General features: G+C 72.5%; 14 protein-coding genes. 6 read left to right on the plus strand and 8 right to left on the minus strand.

The window, feature by feature from the left end:
* Position 1: 1 nt before the first annotated feature.
* Positions 2-1,636, minus strand: a complete 1,635-nt coding sequence (locus tag AB0I42_RS07005; protein WP_357534932.1) for a peptide deformylase — start codon at positions 1,634-1,636, stop codon at positions 2-4.
* A gap of 371 nt (positions 1,637-2,007) precedes the next feature.
* Here AB0I42_RS07005 and AB0I42_RS07010 point away from each other — a divergent pair, with 371 nt between their 5' ends.
* On the plus strand, positions 2,008-2,805 hold the full coding sequence (locus tag AB0I42_RS07010; protein WP_357534934.1) for a ferric iron reductase: 798 nt from the start codon (positions 2,008-2,010) through the stop codon (positions 2,803-2,805).
* A gap of 474 nt (positions 2,806-3,279) precedes the next feature.
* Complete coding sequence (locus AB0I42_RS07015; RefSeq protein ID WP_357534936.1) at positions 3,280-3,987, plus strand: class I SAM-dependent methyltransferase; 708 nt, start codon at positions 3,280-3,282, stop codon at positions 3,985-3,987.
* Positions 3,988-4,084: 97 nt separating this feature from the next.
* On the opposite strand, the gene AB0I42_RS07020 is transcribed toward AB0I42_RS07015, so the two are convergent.
* The 4 genes from AB0I42_RS07020 to AB0I42_RS07035 all read right to left on the minus strand — a co-directional run bounded on the left by AB0I42_RS07020 (position 4,085) and on the right by AB0I42_RS07035 (position 12,199).
* Positions 4,085-4,636 (minus strand): YbhB/YbcL family Raf kinase inhibitor-like protein, encoded by a 552-nt coding sequence (locus tag AB0I42_RS07020; RefSeq protein ID WP_357534937.1) that lies wholly within the window; start codon positions 4,634-4,636, stop codon positions 4,085-4,087.
* A gap of 88 nt (positions 4,637-4,724) precedes the next feature.
* On the minus strand, positions 4,725-5,576 hold the full coding sequence (locus AB0I42_RS07025; RefSeq protein ID WP_357534939.1) for a hypothetical protein: 852 nt from the start codon (positions 5,574-5,576) through the stop codon (positions 4,725-4,727).
* Between the two features lie 3 nt (positions 5,577-5,579).
* Complete coding sequence (locus tag AB0I42_RS07030; protein ID WP_357534940.1) at positions 5,580-9,416, minus strand: hypothetical protein; 3,837 nt, start codon at positions 9,414-9,416, stop codon at positions 5,580-5,582.
* Positions 9,417-9,577: 161 nt separating this feature from the next.
* Positions 9,578-12,199 (minus strand): CHAT domain-containing protein, encoded by a 2,622-nt coding sequence (locus tag AB0I42_RS07035; protein WP_357535243.1) that lies wholly within the window; start codon positions 12,197-12,199, stop codon positions 9,578-9,580.
* A gap of 125 nt (positions 12,200-12,324) precedes the next feature.
* On the opposite strand from AB0I42_RS07035, the gene AB0I42_RS07040 reads away from it, so the two are divergent.
* From AB0I42_RS07040 to AB0I42_RS07050, 3 genes are all read left to right on the plus strand, one after another.
* Positions 12,325-13,500, plus strand: a complete 1,176-nt coding sequence (locus tag AB0I42_RS07040) for a S8/S53 family peptidase (RefSeq protein ID WP_357534942.1) — start codon at positions 12,325-12,327, stop codon at positions 13,498-13,500.
* A gap of 77 nt (positions 13,501-13,577) precedes the next feature.
* On the plus strand, positions 13,578-14,132 hold the full coding sequence (locus AB0I42_RS07045; RefSeq protein WP_357535245.1) for a sigma-70 family RNA polymerase sigma factor: 555 nt from the start codon (positions 13,578-13,580) through the stop codon (positions 14,130-14,132).
* Positions 14,129-14,596 carry a hypothetical protein gene (locus AB0I42_RS07050; RefSeq protein ID WP_357534944.1) on the plus strand — a complete coding sequence of 156 codons (468 nt, stop codon included), beginning with the start codon at positions 14,129-14,131 and terminating at the stop codon, positions 14,594-14,596. Before AB0I42_RS07045 ends, AB0I42_RS07050 begins: the two co-directional genes overlap by 4 nt.
* Positions 14,597-14,636: 40 nt before the next feature.
* Here AB0I42_RS07050 and AB0I42_RS07055 read toward each other — a convergent pair whose 3' ends face one another.
* A complete protein-coding gene (locus tag AB0I42_RS07055; protein WP_357534945.1) occupies positions 14,637-15,044 on the minus strand; it encodes a RidA family protein in 408 nt (135 codons plus the stop codon).
* Positions 15,045-15,107: 63 nt separating this feature from the next.
* On the opposite strand from AB0I42_RS07055, the gene AB0I42_RS07060 reads away from it, so the two are divergent.
* Positions 15,108-15,719: a TetR/AcrR family transcriptional regulator gene (locus AB0I42_RS07060; RefSeq protein ID WP_357534946.1), complete on the plus strand. Its 612-nt coding sequence runs from the start codon at positions 15,108-15,110 to the stop codon at positions 15,717-15,719.
* A 24-nt stretch (positions 15,720-15,743) separates the two neighbouring features.
* On the opposite strand, the gene AB0I42_RS07065 is transcribed toward AB0I42_RS07060, so the two are convergent.
* Positions 15,744-16,430 (minus strand): response regulator transcription factor, encoded by a 687-nt coding sequence (locus AB0I42_RS07065; protein ID WP_357534947.1) that lies wholly within the window; start codon positions 16,428-16,430, stop codon positions 15,744-15,746.
* Positions 16,427-17,863 carry an ATP-binding protein gene (locus AB0I42_RS07070; RefSeq protein ID WP_357534948.1) on the minus strand — a complete coding sequence of 479 codons (1,437 nt, stop codon included), beginning with the start codon at positions 17,861-17,863 and terminating at the stop codon, positions 16,427-16,429. Before AB0I42_RS07070 ends, AB0I42_RS07065 begins: the two co-directional genes overlap by 4 nt.
* Between the last annotated feature and the right edge of the window lie 67 nt (positions 17,864-17,930).

Below are 17,930 nucleotides of genomic sequence, written 5' to 3' on the forward strand. Positions count from 1 at the left end.
CTCAGTAGTGCCAGGGGCGGCCGGTCTCGCGGTATTCCTCGACCGGGACGAGCGGCACGTCGGCGGCCATCCGGTCGTCGTAGAGCCGGCCCTCGAGGTGGTCGATCTCGTGCGCGACCAGGCGGGCCATACCCTGCTCGAACGAGGTGATGATCCGGCTGCCGTCGGCCCGGGCGTGTTCGACGTCGATGCGCAGCGGCCGGGTCACCAGGCCGCGTACGTCGAAGAACGAAAGGCAGCCCTCGTACTGCTCGTCGGTTTCGGCGGAGGCGTCGACGACGCGCGGGTTGAGCAGCACGACCGGCTCGGCACCGTCGGGCGGGCGGACGATCGCGGCGGACCGGGGCTGGCCGATCTGCGGGGCGGCGAGCCCGACCCCCTTGCTGAAGAGGTGGAGTTGGTCGACGCGGGCGAGGGCCTCACGGAGCCGGGTGACGACATCGTCGGCGGTGCCGGCGTCGGTGGGCAGGTCGAACGGGTCGGCGGCGTGGCGGAGCAGTTCGGCATCGCGCTGGACGATGCCGGCCGCCCGCATGCGGTCGCTGGCCCGGGCCGGCACGGCGCCCGGCGTCTCGGCCACCGGCCCCGCCCCGTCCGCCGTCGCCCCGTCTGCCGCCGCGGCCCCGACGGTCGCCGGCCCTTCGGTGGCGGGTTCGGCCGGGTCGGCCGCGGTGAAGTCGGGGGCGGGGTCGGCCGCCGCCTGGGCGCGGAACCGCCACTCCAGCCGGTAGCGGGCGTTGAGCAGCGGCTCCTCGGTCGTCCAGTCGACGTGGGTGCGGCCGTCCTCGACCCGCCGCTGAAGGGGCGTACGCAGTGGCGCCTCCTCCGCCGACAGCGAGGTCTCGACCCCCCACACGTGCGGGTCGAGCCGCTCGGGGAAGTCGAGGCGGACGGTCAGTTTGCGGGTCGGCACGCGTACGGCGCGCTGGAACCACTGCCCCCACTTCTCCTGCCCGACGGTGTAGCCGTATTCGATGGCGACGCGTTCGCCCGGGTAGAGCGGGAAGCGCCCCTCGGCGTTCTCGAAGAGCAGCCACACCTCTTTGAAGGCGTCCCGGTCGTGCTTCTTGCGCCAGTGCATCGGCTCGCGGGTGGGCGGGTCGCCGCAGTTGGCCCGCAGGTCGAGTTCGTCGAAGGTCAGCGGCCGGTCGCGGTGGTAGCGGTTGGACAGCTCGGGGTCGTGCGGGTAGCGGTCGACGGCGACCCGGATGAGGTAGCGGGTGACCGGTTCGGTGCCGGCGTTGTAGAGCGCCCGGCGGATCACGCAGCGATAGGCGCCGTCCCGGTAGGACAGCGTGGCGACCTCCTGTTCGACGATGAGGCCGGTGCCGGGCGGCAGCCACTGCTCGGGTACGGGCGGGTCGCGGTGTGCCGAGCCGGGGGCCCGGGCGTGGCGGAGTTCGTCGTACTGCTGGAAGCAGCGCCAGATCGCGCCGCCGGCGCCGAGTACGGCCTCGGCCCGGCGGGCGAAGTCTTCGGTGGGCCGGTGTCGGCGGCCCTCGACGTGGCTGACGTAGGAGGGGTCGAAGCCCATCCGGGCGGCGAGCTGCTTCTTGGTCATGCCCCGGTCGACACGCCACCGGCTGAGCTCGGCGGCGAAGGTGTCGGCAGCCCGTTCGATGGGCGAGATGGTCATCGCACGTCCTATGGGCCGGGACCTTCAAGTCTCCGTTCTGACTCGCCCAGCCGGGCATCAGTGCCTTGTTACCGACATAACTATTGACAAAGGCGACATGCGCCGAAGACCGTACGGCCAGATTGATCGACGGCCGGCCCGGGTACCCCCACCCACATGACGACGAGCCGCGAAACGCCGGATACCGAGAGTGGCGATTGTGGCGTCAACACGCCCCGGCCTGGTTAGGCTAGCCTTATCGCGCTATCGTGAGCCGTCCGCGCAGGTGGCAGGGGGATTCTCAAGGTGACAGGCAAGACCATGGGACAGGGGCTGGCCCTAGTCACACCCGCCGCGTGGAACCTCACCCACCCCGGAACCGGCGACCCAGCGTGACCGCCACCGTCGACCTCCGCACCGCTCCCGGGCCGCTCGGCCCGGTGACGGCGACGCTGCGGGCGACGTTCGGCACCGACGACCTGCCCGGCCTCGCGCCCGGCCTGCTCGTCGACGACGAGCGCGGCTGGCTGCCGGCGACGGAACTGGTCGACGGCAGTCAGCTACCGCATCTGCTCGACTCGGCCGGGCGGCGCTGGGGCGGCTCCTCGCACGCCGCGACCGCGCTCGCCTGGAAGGCATACGTCTACTGGCTGGCACTGCCGGCGGTTCTGGGCTGGGCGTCGGCCCGCCGGGTGCCGCTGCCGCACCCGTCCGACGTGCTGGTACGCGTCGACGACGACGGCCCGCTGGTCACCATCGGCCTGCGCCGCTCGACGACGATCGCGGTGCTGCCCGGCGACCCGCTGGCCGTGGCCGGGCTGCCCGAGGTCGTGGTGGTCGACGGTGAGGCCGAACTGCTGGCCGCGCTGCGCACCGCGTTGGTCGACGACCACGTCACGCCGATGCTGGACGCCATCCACGATCGGGTCCGGCTCGGCACCCGTACGCTGCTCGGCTCGCTGGCCTCCGGGGTGGCGCACGCGGTGCTGCGGGCGGCCGACGCGCTGCCGGGCTCCTCGGCGCAGACGATCCGTACGCTGCTGGCGACGTTCGACGTGGGCGATCTGGTCGACCTGGTGCCGGGCCCGAACGGCGACCTCACGGTGCAGCGGCGCACCTGCTGTCTGGCGTTCACGTTGCCCCGGCCGAAGGTCTGCGCGGGCTGCTGCATCCGGTCGGAGCGAGCCTGACCCGGGCGTCAGTTCTGTTCCGCACCGCCCCGGCCCCAGACCAGGATCGACCGAATTGTGATGCGGATCACAGATCAATGCCGACCGGCATAGCCGCCAAATCGCCCACCGCCGGACACCACGCAGCGACCCTCGCCGATTCCAGCCCAACGGCCTCTTGCGCAGGGGCAACCGGTGTGATGATCTCCCCTGGCGACATGTCACGGAAACGTGACGGAAACCTGCTCCCTGAGCTGCCCGGCTCCCGCAGGCGCAAAAGTGGTAACCAGACCGTAACGGACGTAGTCCCCGAGAGTGACGTAGGTAGGCCAAAGCTGGCCGTATGATGGCCATATATCAGCCTTTGGCATGGGCAAACATGGCCCAACTCGAACATTCTGCCTACATCAGACCCTGACTTTCCTTACGGTCGCTCTAGATGGTTCACTCTTTCGGTCCCGGGCAGATCAGGTTCAGAGCGTGAGGAATCTACGCATGACACAAATTACGGGGGATCAGCGAGTCCAATCAGAGGTCCTCGAAGGCCTCGCCACCGCCGTAAACCACCGGCGCTGGTTTGTCAACCTCGCCATCCCCCACCTCGGTGACAACCCGATCGAAATCGGCAGCGGGTTGGGCGACTACGCCCTGGAATGGGCCAAGCACTTCGACCGCTTCACCGCCACCGAAGCCGACCCGGACCGTCTGGTGCTGCTCAAGGAGCGCATGTCCGCGGTACCGAACGTCGAGGTCCGCCAGATGCTGCTGCCGCACTCCGAGCACGGCGACTACAGCGCCGCGGTCTCCTACAACGTGCTGGAGCACATCGAGGACCATGTCGAGGCGCTGCAGAGCATGCGCGACCTGGTCCGGCCGGGCGGCAAGATCGTCCTGATCGTGCCGGCCTTCCCGTTCGCCATGAGCCCGGTCGACATCGCCACCGGGCACGTCCGCCGCTACACCAAGAAGACGATGCGGGCCGCACTGGAGGATGCCGGCCTCACCGTCGAGAAGCTCCACTACGCCAACGCACTCGGCCTCATCGGCTACTACATGGCGACCAGCGTCTTCAAGCTGACGCCGAAGGAAGGCCCGATGGTCAAGGTCTACGACACGTTGGTCCTGCCGACGACGAAGGCCGCCGAATCGCTGGTGCGCCCGCCGTTCGGGCAGTCGGTCTTCGCGGTCGCCCGCGTCCCGTAACCGGCCGCCGGACCGGCCCCGCCGGCAGCACATCCGACACCGACGCGCCGGTCCCGGCGCCGTGGCACGGCGGCCACGGCGCCGGATCAGCGCCTCGCTACTCCTTGACCGCGAACGTCGGCCGGATCGTCGCCCGCGCCAGCGTGTGGAACGCCAGGTTGAAGCCGACGACCGCCGGCGTCGACTCCGGCGACACGTCGAGCCGGTCGACGTCGAGCGCGTGCACCGCGAAGACGTACCGGTGCGGCCGGTCACCGGCCGGCGGCGCCGCACCGCCGTACCCGTGCGAGCCGTAGTCGGTGCGGACGCTGAACGCGCCGCCGCCCGCCACACCGCCGGCCGTCGCCTCGCTCCCGGCACCCCGGGGCAACTGGGTGACCGACACCGGCACGTTGACCAGGACCCAGTGCCAGAAGCCACTGCCGGTCGGAGCGTCCGGGTCGAAGCAGGTCACCACGAACCCACGGGTCTCGGCCGGGAAGTCCGACCACGCCAACTGCGGCGACAGGTTCTCCCCGCCGACGCTCAGGTGCGCGAACTCGACGTCCATCGGCTCGCCGTCACGCACGTCCTCGCTGATCAGCGTGAACGACGGCACGGGCGGCAGCAGGTCGTACGGATCCGGGGCGATCGGGCGCTCAAGACTCATGAGGCTTCCTTCCGTTTGGTGTGCGCTCATGGGTTCATACCCCATCGCGCGCCGGCCGCGCGTACCGAACCGCCCGTGCGGAGACCCGCTACGACCGCCAGTACCGGCCACCCGGCTGCGACCTGGCCATGAACTCCACCGAGTTCTCCTCCGCGAAGCAGCCGCTGAGCGCGGCGCAGCCCAACAGGCCGGGCCGGGCGTCACCCTCCACGTCCGCCGGACCGATCGACGACGGCGTCATCCACGCCAGGTACGACCGCCAGGCCGCCGCCCCGACCCGCGCCGGGACCGGCAGCCCCAGACCGGCGGCGGCCGTGATCACCCCGGCCACCCGGTCGTCGGACGCCCCGAGCAACGCCAGCTTGACCCAGTGGTGGAACAGCTCCCAGTCGGCACCGACCCACGTCCCACCGAGCCACTGCAGGCGCTTCATCCCCACCCAGTCGGGGCTGGTCAGGTGCCCGGCGTACGCGTCGAGGGCCGCCGCCCGGTCGGGCAGCGCGGCCAGCGCCGACGCGACCGGGGGAAAGGCGACCGACAGGACGTGCCCGTACCAGTCCACCAGCCGGGGCGAGAGCGTCGCTCCGGCCGCCGCCACCGCCGCGTCGACGGCGCCGACGTCGACATGCCCCCGCTCGACGGCGGAGACGTCGTAGACGGCACGGGCCAGTAGCGCCACCACCAGATCCGACCACCACTGGTCGGGAAGCCCGGTCACCGCCGCGACGTCGCCTTCCAGCGGCACCGGCGCGTACGAGGGGAAGAAGATCGCCCGGAACGTCGGCTGGGCCTTCAGGGGCCACGCCTGGGTGTGCGACCCCGGCGTGACCCCTTTCAGCCTGTTCACCAGCACCGACCGGGCCGTGCCGCCGACACTGTTCGACGCCTGCGCGGGCAGGGCGGCGAACAGCGCGGCCAGCGGATCGTCCGTCGGCGGCACGGGTCAGCCCACCGCCGCCGCGCCGGCGTCCTGCGGGCGTACCTCGATCGTGAACGTCACCGGCTCGGCCGCCGCGACCTCGTTGCGTACGCCGATCCGGTAGCTGCGGCGGGCCATCACCGGCGGGTACTCACCCGGCGTCTTCCAGGAGAGCTGCCCGGTCTCCGGGTTGAAGACCAGGAAGTCCGGCGGCGGCTCGGACAGCTCGAAGGTGCGCGGCATACTGCCGGGCTCGCCGAGGGCCGGACCGAACCGGCCGTCGTTCTGGTACGTGTACAGCGTCAGGTCCTGCATGGTCAGCGCGCCCGGCTGCGTCGACTCCATCTTCAGCCACCAGCCGCGCCGGTCACCGACCATTCCGACACCGCCGTTCACCTCGGCCAGGTAGCGCCAACCACCGCTGCCGTCCGGCATGGACAGTGCGAACTCGGCGCTCTCCGGCCGGCCGTCGGGGCCGGTGCCGGACGTCGACAGCACCTCGGCCCGCCACCACTGCCCCTGCCCGGCGGCCGTGGCCGGGCTCGCGGCCAGCCGCCCGTCGACGTACGTCAGGCAGTACGACGTCAGCAGCCGGTCCGCCGGCCTGGCCCGCAGCGTCGCGGTGAACCTGGCCCGGCCCTGGACGTCGGTCGTCAGGTAGAAGCAGGTCGCCGAGGTGCGGTCCAGCCCGCCGAGGGTGACCGAGCCGTCGGCGTTCATGGTCAGGTAGCGCTCGCCGAACCGCAGGGCCGCGCCGACGAGCTGCGGACGGCCCTTGGCCGGCTCGGCGACCCGGAAGTACTCGACCGCGGTGCCGTGCGGCATGTAGTAGCCGGCCTTGTCGGCCGCCCCGGTCGCGAACTGGTTGACCGCCGACTTCGGCTTCGGCCCGAACAGCATGATCAGGATCAGGACCACGCCGGCGATCGCGGCGAACGCGGCGACGGCGGTCATCGCCGCCGCGATGCTGGCCACCGCGAATCCGCCGATGGTGGCGACCCCGAAGTAGCCCAGCACCCAGCCGCCGGCGATCGCGAACAGTTCGAGGGCGGCGGACCCGAGGAACAGCGAGTTGGCGATCGTGTCCATCTCCGAGGTGGAGTTGGCGATCGCGATCGCCGACAGCACGATGTTGATGATCGCGAGCGCGGCGCCGAGCCGGGTGGCGACGAACTCGTCGAGGTTGCGTCCCAACAGCTTCGTCATCATGGTCTGCTCGTACTCGCCCGCCTGCATGAACAGGGTGCCGAACTGCTCGCTGGCCTGGATCTCGACCCGGCCGGCCTGGATCAGCCACCGGCTGACGCCGGTGTTCATCCGACCCTCGGCCAGCCGCAGGGCGTCGCCCTTGAACGTCTTCCACAGGTTGGCCCAGGTCACCCCGTCGGTGCCGAGCACCTTGGCGTACGCGACACCGCGCTTGACCAGCGCGGTGCTCATCTGCACGAAGACGTCCAGGCCGCCGACGATGAGCTGGGTACGCTCCATCGGGTCCTTGACGTCCTGCCAGTTCATGACGCCGAAGACGAACGCGGCCGTACCGGCCGAGCAGCCGGCGAGGGTGATCAGCTTCGCCGCCCCGAGCGGGATCTTGCTCATCTTCGGCCACTCGCGTTCGAACTTCGCCGCGACCTGCTCCCACGAGTAGACGCCGGCGAAGGTGGACGCGAGGTTGGCGAAGCCGTCGAGCACCTCGCGGGTCCAGTTGTGGTCCAGCGCCTCCTGGAACTGCGTGAGCATGTCCTGGATCGCCGGATCGGGGGAGTCGACGTACATGGTCACGAACTGCTTGAGGATCTCCTCGACCGCGTAGCTGAACGTGTCGACGTTGCCGGCGTAGTCGATCAGCTTCGGCAACACGTTCGTGAGCTGGAACAGCTGGATGATGTTGGCGTACTCGTGCACGAAGGAGCCGGACGGGTCCAGCACGCCGAGCGTCGCGACGTTCGTCTGGATCCGCCGGGTGTACTCCGACCCGTCGAGGTAGCTGCCGTTGAGCGACATCAGTTCCAGCAGCCGCAGCGCCGCCGGGCTGGTGGCGTGCCGCAGCAGCTTGTACGCCCAGTACCGGCCGTCCTTGCCGACCTCGGCGAGCCGCTCGATCGTCTCGACCAGGTCTTCGACCCGGTCGGGGGCGTCTTCGGTGTTGGCCACCGTGGCCCGCACCTGTGCGATCCACGCCTGGCTGTCGGCCTCGATCACCGCCTCGTACGCCTCGTAGTTGGCGTACTGGTCGATCAGGTAGTCGTCGACGTCGGGGTTGAGTTCGACGTACCGCCGGGTGTACATCTCCGGTGCCTGGGCCTGGTAGACGGTGGCCTGGGAGACCGCCTCCTTCAGCCAGGCCTGGGCCTTGCGGTCGTTGAGCTTCGCCGCGTCCGGGTCCTCGGTCCGGGCCAGCGCCTGGGTCAGGTACGCGATGCTCAGCGTCTCGTACCAGCCCTTCGCCTTCGTGCCGTCCTTGCCCGGCAGGTCGGCGATCTGCTTCAGCGCCGGATCGAGGTCGACCTTGTTCGACGTCAGGTACGTCTCCCGCAGGTCCTTGTCCATCTGGTAGAGCAGGATCTTGTAGAAGTCCTGGCCGGCGAGGTCCTGCACCCGGTCGATCCACCGGCCCTTGTCGTCCTTGCGGAACTGGGTGAAGCCGGCCAGTTCGTCGACCGACAGGTTCGGCGCCCGCCGGGCCGCGACCCGCCGGGCCCGTTTCGCCGTACCCGGCTGGCCGGCGAGCGCTTCCCGGTGCCCGGCCAGGCTCTCGTAGCTGGTGCGGTGACCGGCCGCGATCCCGGTGCCGGACAGCACCCGGGCACCGTCCGGTGAGAAGAACCAGGTGCCCGCCGGCGGCAGTCCGGTGGCGATGGCGGCGGCCCGGTCCAGCCCGCGCCACGACACCGTGTCGCCGCGCCGGTGCAACACCGCGACCGGTCGCTCGTCGACGACCAGCTCCCCGGCGCCGAGCCCGACCGCGATCCAGCGGCCGTCCGGCCGGCGCAGCCGGTACATGCCGATCGTCGCGCTGTTGTCGGCGACGCCACGGACCGCGTAGACGCCGGTGGCGGGGTTCGTGCCGGTCCGCACCGCCCCGGTGATCGAGTCACCGAACGGGTCGAAGTCGAACGCCATCTCGTACGGCAGCACCGACTGGATGCCGGACGCCGGTGCCGGCAGCCCGCTGCGGTCGTCCTCCGGCGGCTCCACGTACGGGTAGGCGGTGAACGTGAACCGCAGGTCGCCGTTGACCAGGTAGGAGAAGTCGCCGACGTCCGGCGTCCAGTCGACCCCGGTCTGCAGGTCGGCGAAGGCGACCCGGACGTCGTACTGCGGGGCGCCGACCGCCGGGGCGGCGGTGATGTCGTAGCCGAACCGCAGCGCCCGGTCCACCCAGGTCGCGGCCGTCCACTTCGAACTGTCCGGGGCCGGCCAGGTCAACGCGTGGGTCGCGGTGTTGTAATAGGCGCCGGCGTCGGCCGCCAGGTCACAGGTGTATTCGATCGGGGCGAGCGTCACCTCGACCGGGCTGGTCCGGTCGCCGACCGTGGTGCTGCCGTACCCGGTCAGGCCGTCGGGCGTGAACTCGACACCGCCCGCCAGGTGGTGGGCGCCGGTGCCGTACGACCAGTGCAGCCGGTTCGCGCGGCGGTCCCAGCCCCAGTTCCGGGCCGGAATCGGATGGTGGTCGACTAACAGCAGTTCCCGGCCCTCCGTACGCGGGTTGGCGCGGACCAGGGTCAGCCGGGCGACCCGGGGCGCGTCGCCGCCCGCCGGCATCTCGCGTACCAGGTACGAGCGGACCCGCCGCATGCGGCGGTCCGCGACCGAGACCGGGCCGGGGCGGTCGGTGGTGGGGTGGTCGATGGTCATTTCGGGTTCCTCACGGGATCGGTGTCGGCGGCTGGCGCTCGCCGGTGAGGCAGACCCGTGATCCGGTGCCCGTGATACGGCTACGCACCGTCATGAACCCGACATGCTCGCGTGCCGGCCCGGTCCCGGCGGTGCCGGGCCGCCGATACCGGAGCCGCCGGTCAGCCCGCCCCGAAGCAGACGAACGCCGCCGCGGTCGCCGACCGCTCGTCGAGGGTGCCGTTCATCGCCGCCTGCGCCGCCGCCAGCGCGGCCGCCGCACCGCTCCCGCCGGCCAGCCGGCGGTGCAGGTCCAGCATCAGTTCGAGGGTGGCCTCGTCCTGGGCCGGCAGCACACTGCCGAGCACCGTCGCGGTCCCGACCCCGAGCAACGCCGCGGCCAGCCCCATCAGCTCGTCGCCCGGATGCACGGTCGACAGCCCGGACTCGCACGCCGACAGCACCACGACCGCCGGCGGGCGGGCCACCTGCTCCAGGTCGTAGACGGTGATCGGCCCGTCGGCGAGCCGCAGGTAGGAGAACATCGGGTTGTCCGACCGGAACCCGCCGTGGGCCGCGACATGCGCCAGCGGGGCGCCGTCGAGCGCGGCCAGGACCGGTTCCGCGCCCGCCGCCGCCCCGACGAACACCTCGGCCGGCGCGAGCGCGTCGGCGAGCCGTCGTACCTCCCGGTCGACGTGCGTCAGCCCCGGTCCCGCCACCAGCAGCGGCCGCCCGCCCGGCGAGGCCCCGGCCGCCCGCGCCGTCGCGTCCAGCCACGCCGTCGCCGACGGCGCGACGCTGACCGCACGTCCCCGGCAGGTCGGCAGCAGCGCCCACGGCGTCGCGTGCAGCAACCCCACCGGTACGACCACCAGTTCGCCGTCCCCGAGCCAGCCCCGTACCGGCGCGAACAGCGCCCGGTCGAGCTGCTCGGCGGCGTGCCGGGCACCCTGCACGGCGGCGGACCGCGACGCCGGCCCGCCGTGGCGCAGCACGATCCGGCGCAGCGCGAACCGCAACGCCTCCAACTCCGCGACCACCCGGTCCGTACGCCCCAACGGCCGGCTCCGGAACCGGCCCCGGTGCACCACGATCACGTGCAGCTCGCCACCGATGTCGATCAGCTCGAACAGGGTGCGGTCGGCCAGCTCCCCACCGAGGCGGGCGAGCAGGTTGGGGGACCGGCTGGCCGAACCACTGCCCCGGGCGTGCCAGCTCCGCCGCCGGATCCGCTCCTCCAGCGCCCGCCGCTGCCGCCACAGCGCGTTGACCCGCCCGGCCGCCACCCCGGAGTCCGCCTCGGCGACCGCCCGACGCAGCTCGGCGAGGTCGGCGGCCAGCGCCGGCTCGTGCGGCGGCCGGGCCGGCGGCAGCCGCAGCGCCGCCGCCTTCCACCGCTCCGCCCACCACAGCACCGACCGGGCCCGCCCGGTCTGCCGGGCCAACCGCAACCCCGTCGCGGCAAGGTCGGTGGCATAGCTGGCGGCCAACGTACGCAGCTCGGTCGCGCCCAGCGCGGCCCGGTAGGTGTCGAGAATCCGGGCCCCGGCCAGCAGCGCCCGGCGGGCACCGGCGGCATCCCCGACCGCGTCGCGCAGCAGGGCGGCGGCGTGCCAGGCGCGTACCCGCAGCTCCGCCGGCCCGTTACGGCCGGCCGCCAGCACCAGCCGCAGCTCCTCGGCCCCCTCGGCCCGGCCGGCGGCCAGCCCGGCGGCGTAGAGGCGGGCGTCGAGCGCGGGCGTCGGCCAGCCGGCGGCGGCGAGTTCGGCGGCCACCTCCCGGGCCCGGCGCAGCCGCCGCGCCGGCGCCGTCTCGTCGGCCGCCCGCAACGCCGTATACCTGGCCAGCGCCGCCCACGCCGGTCGGCCCTGCCGCACGAAGGCGCGGTACGCGGCCGACGCGTGCCGGCGGGCCGTCCGGCGGTCACCGCCACCAATCGCGACCTCGGCCAGCATGAGCCGCGCCTGCGCCTCGTAGAGCCGGGTCCGGCCGGCCCGCGCCGCCTCCAGCGCCGCCTGCGCGACATCTCGGGCCTCGGGCAGCAGCCGGGCCCGCAACAGCAGCTCACCACGGTCCATGAGGGCGATCGCGGGACGGCCGTTGCGGGCGAAGTACTCGTCGGCGACGTCGTACCACCGCAACGCCCCCGGCACGTCACCGGCCTGCGCGGCCACGAACCCGAGGTTGTGCCGCACCTGCGCCACCGCCAGGTGCTGCCCGAGGTCGTCGTACAGGCGCTCGGCGGCGAACAGGTCGGCCTCGGCCTGCCGCAGGCTGCCCCGGTAGGCGTGCAGGACACCGCGGTTGGTCAGCGCCCGGGCCTGCCAGAGCTGGTCACCGGCCCGCCGGAACGCCGCGATCGCACCGGTGTAGCCGTCCATCGCCTCGGCGAACCGGCTCAGCCGGTCCAGCGTCAACGCCCGCTGCATGCCCAGCCGGGCGGCGGGCAGGCCGTCCAGCGCCGGTGCCGCCTCGTCGAGCTCACGCAACGCCTGGCCGGGCCGCCCCACCTCGGCCAGGACCAGCGCCAGACTCATTCGCGCCTCGGCCGTCCGCTGCGCCAGCCCGGCCGCCCGGGCCACCCGGACCGCCCGCCGCAGGTGCCGCAGCGCCGTACCGGAGTCGTTCAGCTCCCGGGCCGCCAGCCCGAGCGCCCGCTCGGCCGTCGACTCGGCGTCCCGGTCCCCGGCCCGGCGCGCCTCGCGCCGGGCCTCCACCGCCAACCTGCCCGCCTGCCGCGGATCGGCGGTCACCAGTCGCAACGCCCGCTGGGCCGGCCCGTCCCCCAACGCCCCCTCGATGGCGGTCACCGGACGATCCTGGCACGCCGCCCGGCTGTCGGGTACCGGACGTATCGGCGGCCCCGGTACCGCCGTCTGATCTATGAGGTCAGACAACGTCCACGAAAGACGAACCGGGAGGCCCCATGTCACCGTCCGACGACCGGCTCGCCGGCTACCACCACCGCCGGCAGCGCCGGCTGCGGAGCCTGCCCAGACTGCGGTCCACCGCCACCCGTCCGGACCACCCGGTCTGGTACGTCGCCGACGAACTGCTCGTGGTCGAGGAGGACCGGCGACACGTGGAGCGTTACCTGACCGGCCAGCGCCGGGAGGTGAACGCACTCGGCGACGAGGAGGTCGTACCCGGGCTGCGCCGCTACTTCGCCACCGGCCTCGACGTGCCCGACACCGTCCGGACCGTACGCGGCGGCGCGCCCCGGGGTGCCGCGGTGCTCTGCCCCAACCACGTCTTCCTCGGCACCCCGTTCAACCACGGCGGGCCGTGCGGGCCGCCGGTCCCGGCCGGTGCCGCCGAGCTGGCCGGCCGCCCGCACGACGAGGACCTGGTCTCGGTGGCCATCGTGGACACCGGGGTGTGGGCCGACAGCAAGCTGCCGGCCGGCTACTACCGGCCCGGTGGCGTCGACGTGGAGACCGAGACCGACGTCGACAACGACGGCCTGCTCGACGGCGACGTCGGACATGCCAACTTCATCGCCGGCGTCATCGTCCGGCACGCGCCCCAGGTGGAACTGAGCGTGCTCAAGGTGCTGGACACGTTCGGTGTCTGCACCGAGGAGCAGCTCGTCCGGGCGCTCGGCCGGCTCGATCCGACGGTGCAGATCGTCAACCTCTCCCTCGGCGGCTTCACCGAGGACGACCTGCCGCCGGTCGGGATGCGGGTCGCTTTGGAGAACGTGCTCGCCGTACCGGACCGGGTGGTGGTCGCCGCCGCCGGCAACAACGGCAACCGGACCAGCCCGTTCTGGCCGGCCGCGTTCGCCGGTGCCGGGCACCCGTGGAGCGACCGGATCGTCGCCGTCGCCGCTCACGACGGTGCCGCGATCTGCGACTGGAGCAACGCCGGCCCCTGGGTGACGCTGGCCGCCCACGGCCAGGACATCCACAGCACGTTCATCAACCACGACAAGTTCTTCCCGTCCGGCTGGGCGGAGTGGAGCGGTACGTCGTTCGCCACCCCACGGGTGGTCGCCGAGATCGCCGGTCACGTCGCCGCCGGCCGGTCGCCCGTGGCGGCGCTGCGGCAGGTCGTCGGCACCGCCGGTAGCACCTTCGACGGCTACATCGGACTGCCATGAGCATCTCCGTCGACCCCCGCCCCGGCCGGCACCGTGGCCGGGCAACCACCGCCACCGCCCGGATAGGCTCCGAAGCGATGGACGCCGACCCGAACACCCTCGTCGCGGCGGCGGCCGCCGGCGACCGCGACGCCTGGAACTCCCTTGTGGACCGCTACGCCGGACTGGTCTGGGCGACCGCGCGGGCCTTCCGGCTCAACGACGCCGACGCCGCCGACGTCAGCCAGGTCACCTGGCTACGCGCCGTCGAACACCTCGACGATCTGCGCAACCCGGCCGCACTCAGCTCGTGGCTGGTCACCACCACCCGCCGCGAAGCGCTGAACCTGCTCCGCCAGCGCCGCACCGGCGCGCTGCCGGACGCCGACGCCCCCGAGGTGGCCGACGACGAGCAGCCGCCGCCCTGGCACGACATCCTCGTCGACGAACGCAACCGCGAACTGTGGACCGCGTTCCGCCGGCTCTCCGCCCGCTGCCAGACCCTGCTCCGGCTGCTCGTCATCGACCCGGCCGGCAGCTACACGAAGGTGGCGGCCGCGCTCGACGTACCGGTCGGCAGCCTCGGCCCGACCCGGGCCCGCTGCCTGACCACCCTGCGCGGCCACCTCGCGCAGTCGGGAGTGGACGGATGAACCCCGCCGAGCACCCGGACGACACCGCCCTGCTCGCCGAACTGCGCGACATGCTGTGGCGGGTCGACCCCGTACCGGCCCGCGCCATCGAGGCGGCCCGCAACAGCTACGACTGGCGGACGCTCGACCTCGAACTCGCCGCACTCACCGCCGACAGCTCGCTGGCCACCGCCGACGTCCGGGGCGAACCCGCCCGGCTGCTCAGCTACGAGGCCGGGTCGTGCTCGATCGACGTCGAGGTCGGCGAGGCCGCCGGCCGGCTGCGCATCCTCGGCCAGCTGGTGCCGCCGCAGGCGGCCCGGCTCCGCGTCGAGCAGCCCGGCGTGAGCGTCGAGGTGACGGCCGACGAGATGGGCCGGTTCACCGTACGCGACCTGCCGCCCGGCCCGACCCGGTTCGTCGTCGAGCCGGCGGACCCGGCCGCACCCGGGAGCGGCGTACGCACCGACTGGGTCCGGCTGTGAACGGATAGGAGGCCGGCCACCGACCGCTTCGCCGGCGGAGTCAGTCGATGACGGCGGTGGCCTCCACCTCGACCAGCAGATCGGGCTCGCCCAGGGCGGCGACACCGAGCAGGGTGATCGGCTTGACCGGGTCGACCCCCAGTCGCGCGGCCGCCCGGCCCACGCCTTCGCCCAGCGCCGGCAGCTTGTCCGGAGACCAGTCGACGACGTAGACGGTCAGCTTCGCCACGTCGTCGAACGAGCCGCCGGCCGCGGCGAGAGCCGTGCCGATGTTGACGTACGCCTGCTCGACCTGGGCGGCCAGGTCCCCCTCGCCGACCGGGTTCCCCTCGGCGTCGCGGGCGACCTGCCCCGCCAGGAACACCAGCCTCGAACCGGTGGCGATCGACATCTGTCGGTACATCTCGGGCTTCGGCAGCCCGTCCGGGTTGATCAGTTCCACGGCCATGAGTCACTCCCTGCATCCGGTGGTCCGTTGGCTAAACATAGCAGCGCTATGTAATGTGACGCCATGGTCCGAACAAAAGACCCCGCGGTCCGCACCCTGCTGATCGAGCGGGCCGCGCAGATGCTGCGCGCCCGGGAGCCGGTAACCCTGCGCTCGATCGTCGCGGGCACCGGCGTGTCGACGATGGCCGTATACACGTACTTCGGCGGCATGGACGGCCTGTGGCAGGCGGTGCGTCAGGAGGGATTCACCCGGTTGGCCGCCAGACTCGCGACCGTCCCCCTGACCCCGGATCCCGTTCGAGACCTCGCCGCCCTGGGTGCCGCGTACATGTCCAACGCCCTGAGCAACCCCGACCTCTACCGGGTGATGTTCGACGCCGGCTTCGCCCTGGAAGACCCCGCCGCCGCGGACGAATCGCTGCACTCCCTGGTACGCGCCATCGAGCGGGCCAAGGACACCGGACGGTTCCGTCCCGACGTCGACACCGTCGCCCTGGCCACCCAGACCTGGGTCATCGGCCACGGGCTGGTGTCCCTGGTGGCCACCGGCCCTCTGCCGCGCCAGGCACTCGACCACGGCGTACCCATGCTCACCGCCCTGTTCACCAGTTGCGGCGACGCACCGGACCGGTCCCGCCAATCGGTCGAACTCGGCTGGCACCCGAACCCGTGAGCCGCCGTCGACCCGACAGGAGCGCTACCAGCGGTCGGGGCGGGCATGCACGGCGATGAGCGCGGCCTCGACCCGGTTCCGGGCACCCGTCGTACGCAGGATCGAGGTGACGTGCGCCTTCACCGTGCCCTCCGACAGGAACAACCGGCCGGCGATCTCGGGGTTCGACAACCCGTCGCCGATGAGAAGCAGCACCTCCCGCTCACGTGGCGTAAGCCGCTCGAAGCGCCGGCCGGCCTCGTCCTGCTCGATGAAGCGGGTGGTGACCCGGGAACCGATCAGCTTGCGGGAGATCGCCGGCGAGAAGAAGGCACCACCGGCGGCGACCGCGTGCACCGCGAGGAGAATCTCACGGGGGTCGCCGGACTTCAGCAGGAACCCGTCCGCGCCGAGGGTAATCGCCCGGGCGACGTACGCGTCCTCGCCGAAGGTGGTGACCATGAGGACCCGCGGAACCTCACCCGTGCGCCGCAGTTCCTCGAGCGTGCGAAGGCCGTCCATGCCTGCCATGCGGATGTCCAGCAGCACCACGTCGACCCGGTGGCCGCGGACGAAACTCAACGCCTCCTCGCCGCTGGCGCACTCGGCCACGACCCGGATCGCGGGATCCGTGCCGAGGATGCTCGCCAGGCCCAGCCGGATCAGTTGTTCGTCGTCGACGATCAGCACCCGCAGTGCCGCGCCGTCACCGTGCGGACCGCCGCCGCTCACCGGTGCCCAGCCGAGATCAGGTCGGCCGACGCGACCACGTCGCCGTCGAAGCAGATCCGGTAGTAGTCACCGGACGCGTCGTCCAGGGGATTCGAGGTGACGGCGTAGTAGGAGCAGTCGCCCCCGGCCGGCGGGTCGTCGTCGATGTCGAGTTGCCCGCCGGGCAGCAGCGGTTCGACACCGGCGCGGGCGTCGCCGGGAGCGATCTGGGCGAACACCTCCGGTTCGAGTTCCGCCTCGCGGGCCCGCTGCAGAGTCAACAACTGGACCGCGACCGCGATGCAGCCGACGGCGACGACCGGAACCAACGCCGCCGCCCAGATCAGGGCCGTGCTGCGCCGCCGCGCCCGCACCACCTCGTTCGGCGCCTGCCCGACCGATACCGGCCGGTCGGCTGTCACGGTCCCCTCCCTCGGCAGCACCACCGACAGCGTGAACCCGTCACCGTCGCTCGTCTCGACCGTGCCCCCGGCGAGGCGGACACGTTCACCAAGCGCCACCAGGCCGTAGCCGCCCCCGCCCCCGGAGCGGTCGGATCCCCGCCCGGCGGGTACGTCGTTGGTGACGGTGATGCGCAGCCGGTTTCCCGCGTCGTCGAACCGCAGCGTCACCGGCTGCCCCGGGGCGTGTTTGACAGCGTTGGTCACGCCCTCCTGGACAACGCGGAACACGGTCGCGGCACCGAACTCGGCCACCCGGTCGGCCGATGGCCGGCCAACCACCTCGATCAGCGCACCGGCGGCGCGGGCATCCGCCACCAACCCGTCCAGGTCGACCTGCCGATGCCGGGACACCAGCGCGGCTTGCTCGCCACTGCGCAACACCTCGACCGAGGCGCCGAGCCGGGCGACCGCCTCGGCCACCTGCCGGCGGGACGCGGCGATCGCGTCCCGGCTCGGCTCCTCGATCCTGGGCTCCAACTCCAACCTGCCCAGGTTCAACGCCACGAGGCTGAGCGCGTGCCCGAGATCGTCGTGCAACTCCTCGGCGAGCAGCATCCGCTCGCGGGCGAGAGCGGCCTCGGCCTCGTGGCGTCGTACCCGCTCACGCTGCTCCGCGGCGGCCGCCGCCGCCTCCGTCGACGCGCGACGCGCCCGCCAGGCCACCGCCACCAGCCACGGCAACACACCGAAGCAGACGTCCAGAGCAGCCACGACCAGTACGCCCTGCAGCGAGACCGCCGAGACCACCGGCGCCATCGCGCCCACGACGGCGGCCGCCAGAAGCGCCAGCCCTCCGGACCAAGCACCCCGACTCGACCAGCCACACGTCGCGGCGACGACGGCCAGCGGGATCACGAACACCCCGGACACCGGGGGCAGCACCAGCAGCACCGCGAACGCGGCCGCGACCAGGGCGTCACCGACCCGGCGCCCGCCGCCCGGCGAACGCCTCCCACCAGCGGGCGCGGACGCGCGGACCCAGGAGACCATCCGCCCCATCATCGCCCGCCGCCCGCACAGCGTGACCAGACCAGGGTCATGACCGCCACCGGCCGTT

The sequence above is a fragment of the Polymorphospora sp. NPDC050346 genome, assembly GCF_040655695.1.
In the GTDB taxonomy this organism is placed as follows: Bacteria; Actinomycetota; Actinomycetes; order Mycobacteriales; family Micromonosporaceae; genus Polymorphospora; species Polymorphospora lycopeni.

What these genes read in the sequence shown, in the direction of transcription:
- AB0I42_RS07020 (WP_357534937.1), bottom strand. Translation starts at nt 4,636, where the DNA reads ATGAGTCTTGAGCGCCCGATCGCCCCGGATCCGTACGACCTGCTGCCG.
- AB0I42_RS07030 (WP_357534940.1), bottom strand. Translation starts at nt 9,416, where the DNA reads ATGACCATCGACCACCCCACCACCGACCGCCCCGGCCCGGTCTCGGTC.
- AB0I42_RS07060 (WP_357534946.1), top strand. Translation starts at nt 15,108, where the DNA reads ATGGTCCGAACAAAAGACCCCGCGGTCCGCACCCTGCTGATCGAGCGG.
- AB0I42_RS07005 (WP_357534932.1), bottom strand. Translation starts at nt 1,636, where the DNA reads ATGACCATCTCGCCCATCGAACGGGCTGCCGACACCTTCGCCGCCGAG.
- AB0I42_RS07070 (WP_357534948.1), bottom strand. Translation starts at nt 17,863, where the DNA reads ATGGTCTCCTGGGTCCGCGCGTCCGCGCCCGCTGGTGGGAGGCGTTCG.
- AB0I42_RS07015 (WP_357534936.1), top strand. Translation starts at nt 3,280, where the DNA reads ATGACACAAATTACGGGGGATCAGCGAGTCCAATCAGAGGTCCTCGAA.
- AB0I42_RS07050 (WP_357534944.1), top strand. Translation starts at nt 14,129, where the DNA reads ATGAACCCCGCCGAGCACCCGGACGACACCGCCCTGCTCGCCGAACTG.
- AB0I42_RS07040 (WP_357534942.1), top strand. Translation starts at nt 12,325, where the DNA reads ATGTCACCGTCCGACGACCGGCTCGCCGGCTACCACCACCGCCGGCAG.
- AB0I42_RS07045 (WP_357535245.1), top strand. Translation starts at nt 13,578, where the DNA reads ATGGACGCCGACCCGAACACCCTCGTCGCGGCGGCGGCCGCCGGCGAC.
- AB0I42_RS07055 (WP_357534945.1), bottom strand. Translation starts at nt 15,044, where the DNA reads ATGGCCGTGGAACTGATCAACCCGGACGGGCTGCCGAAGCCCGAGATG.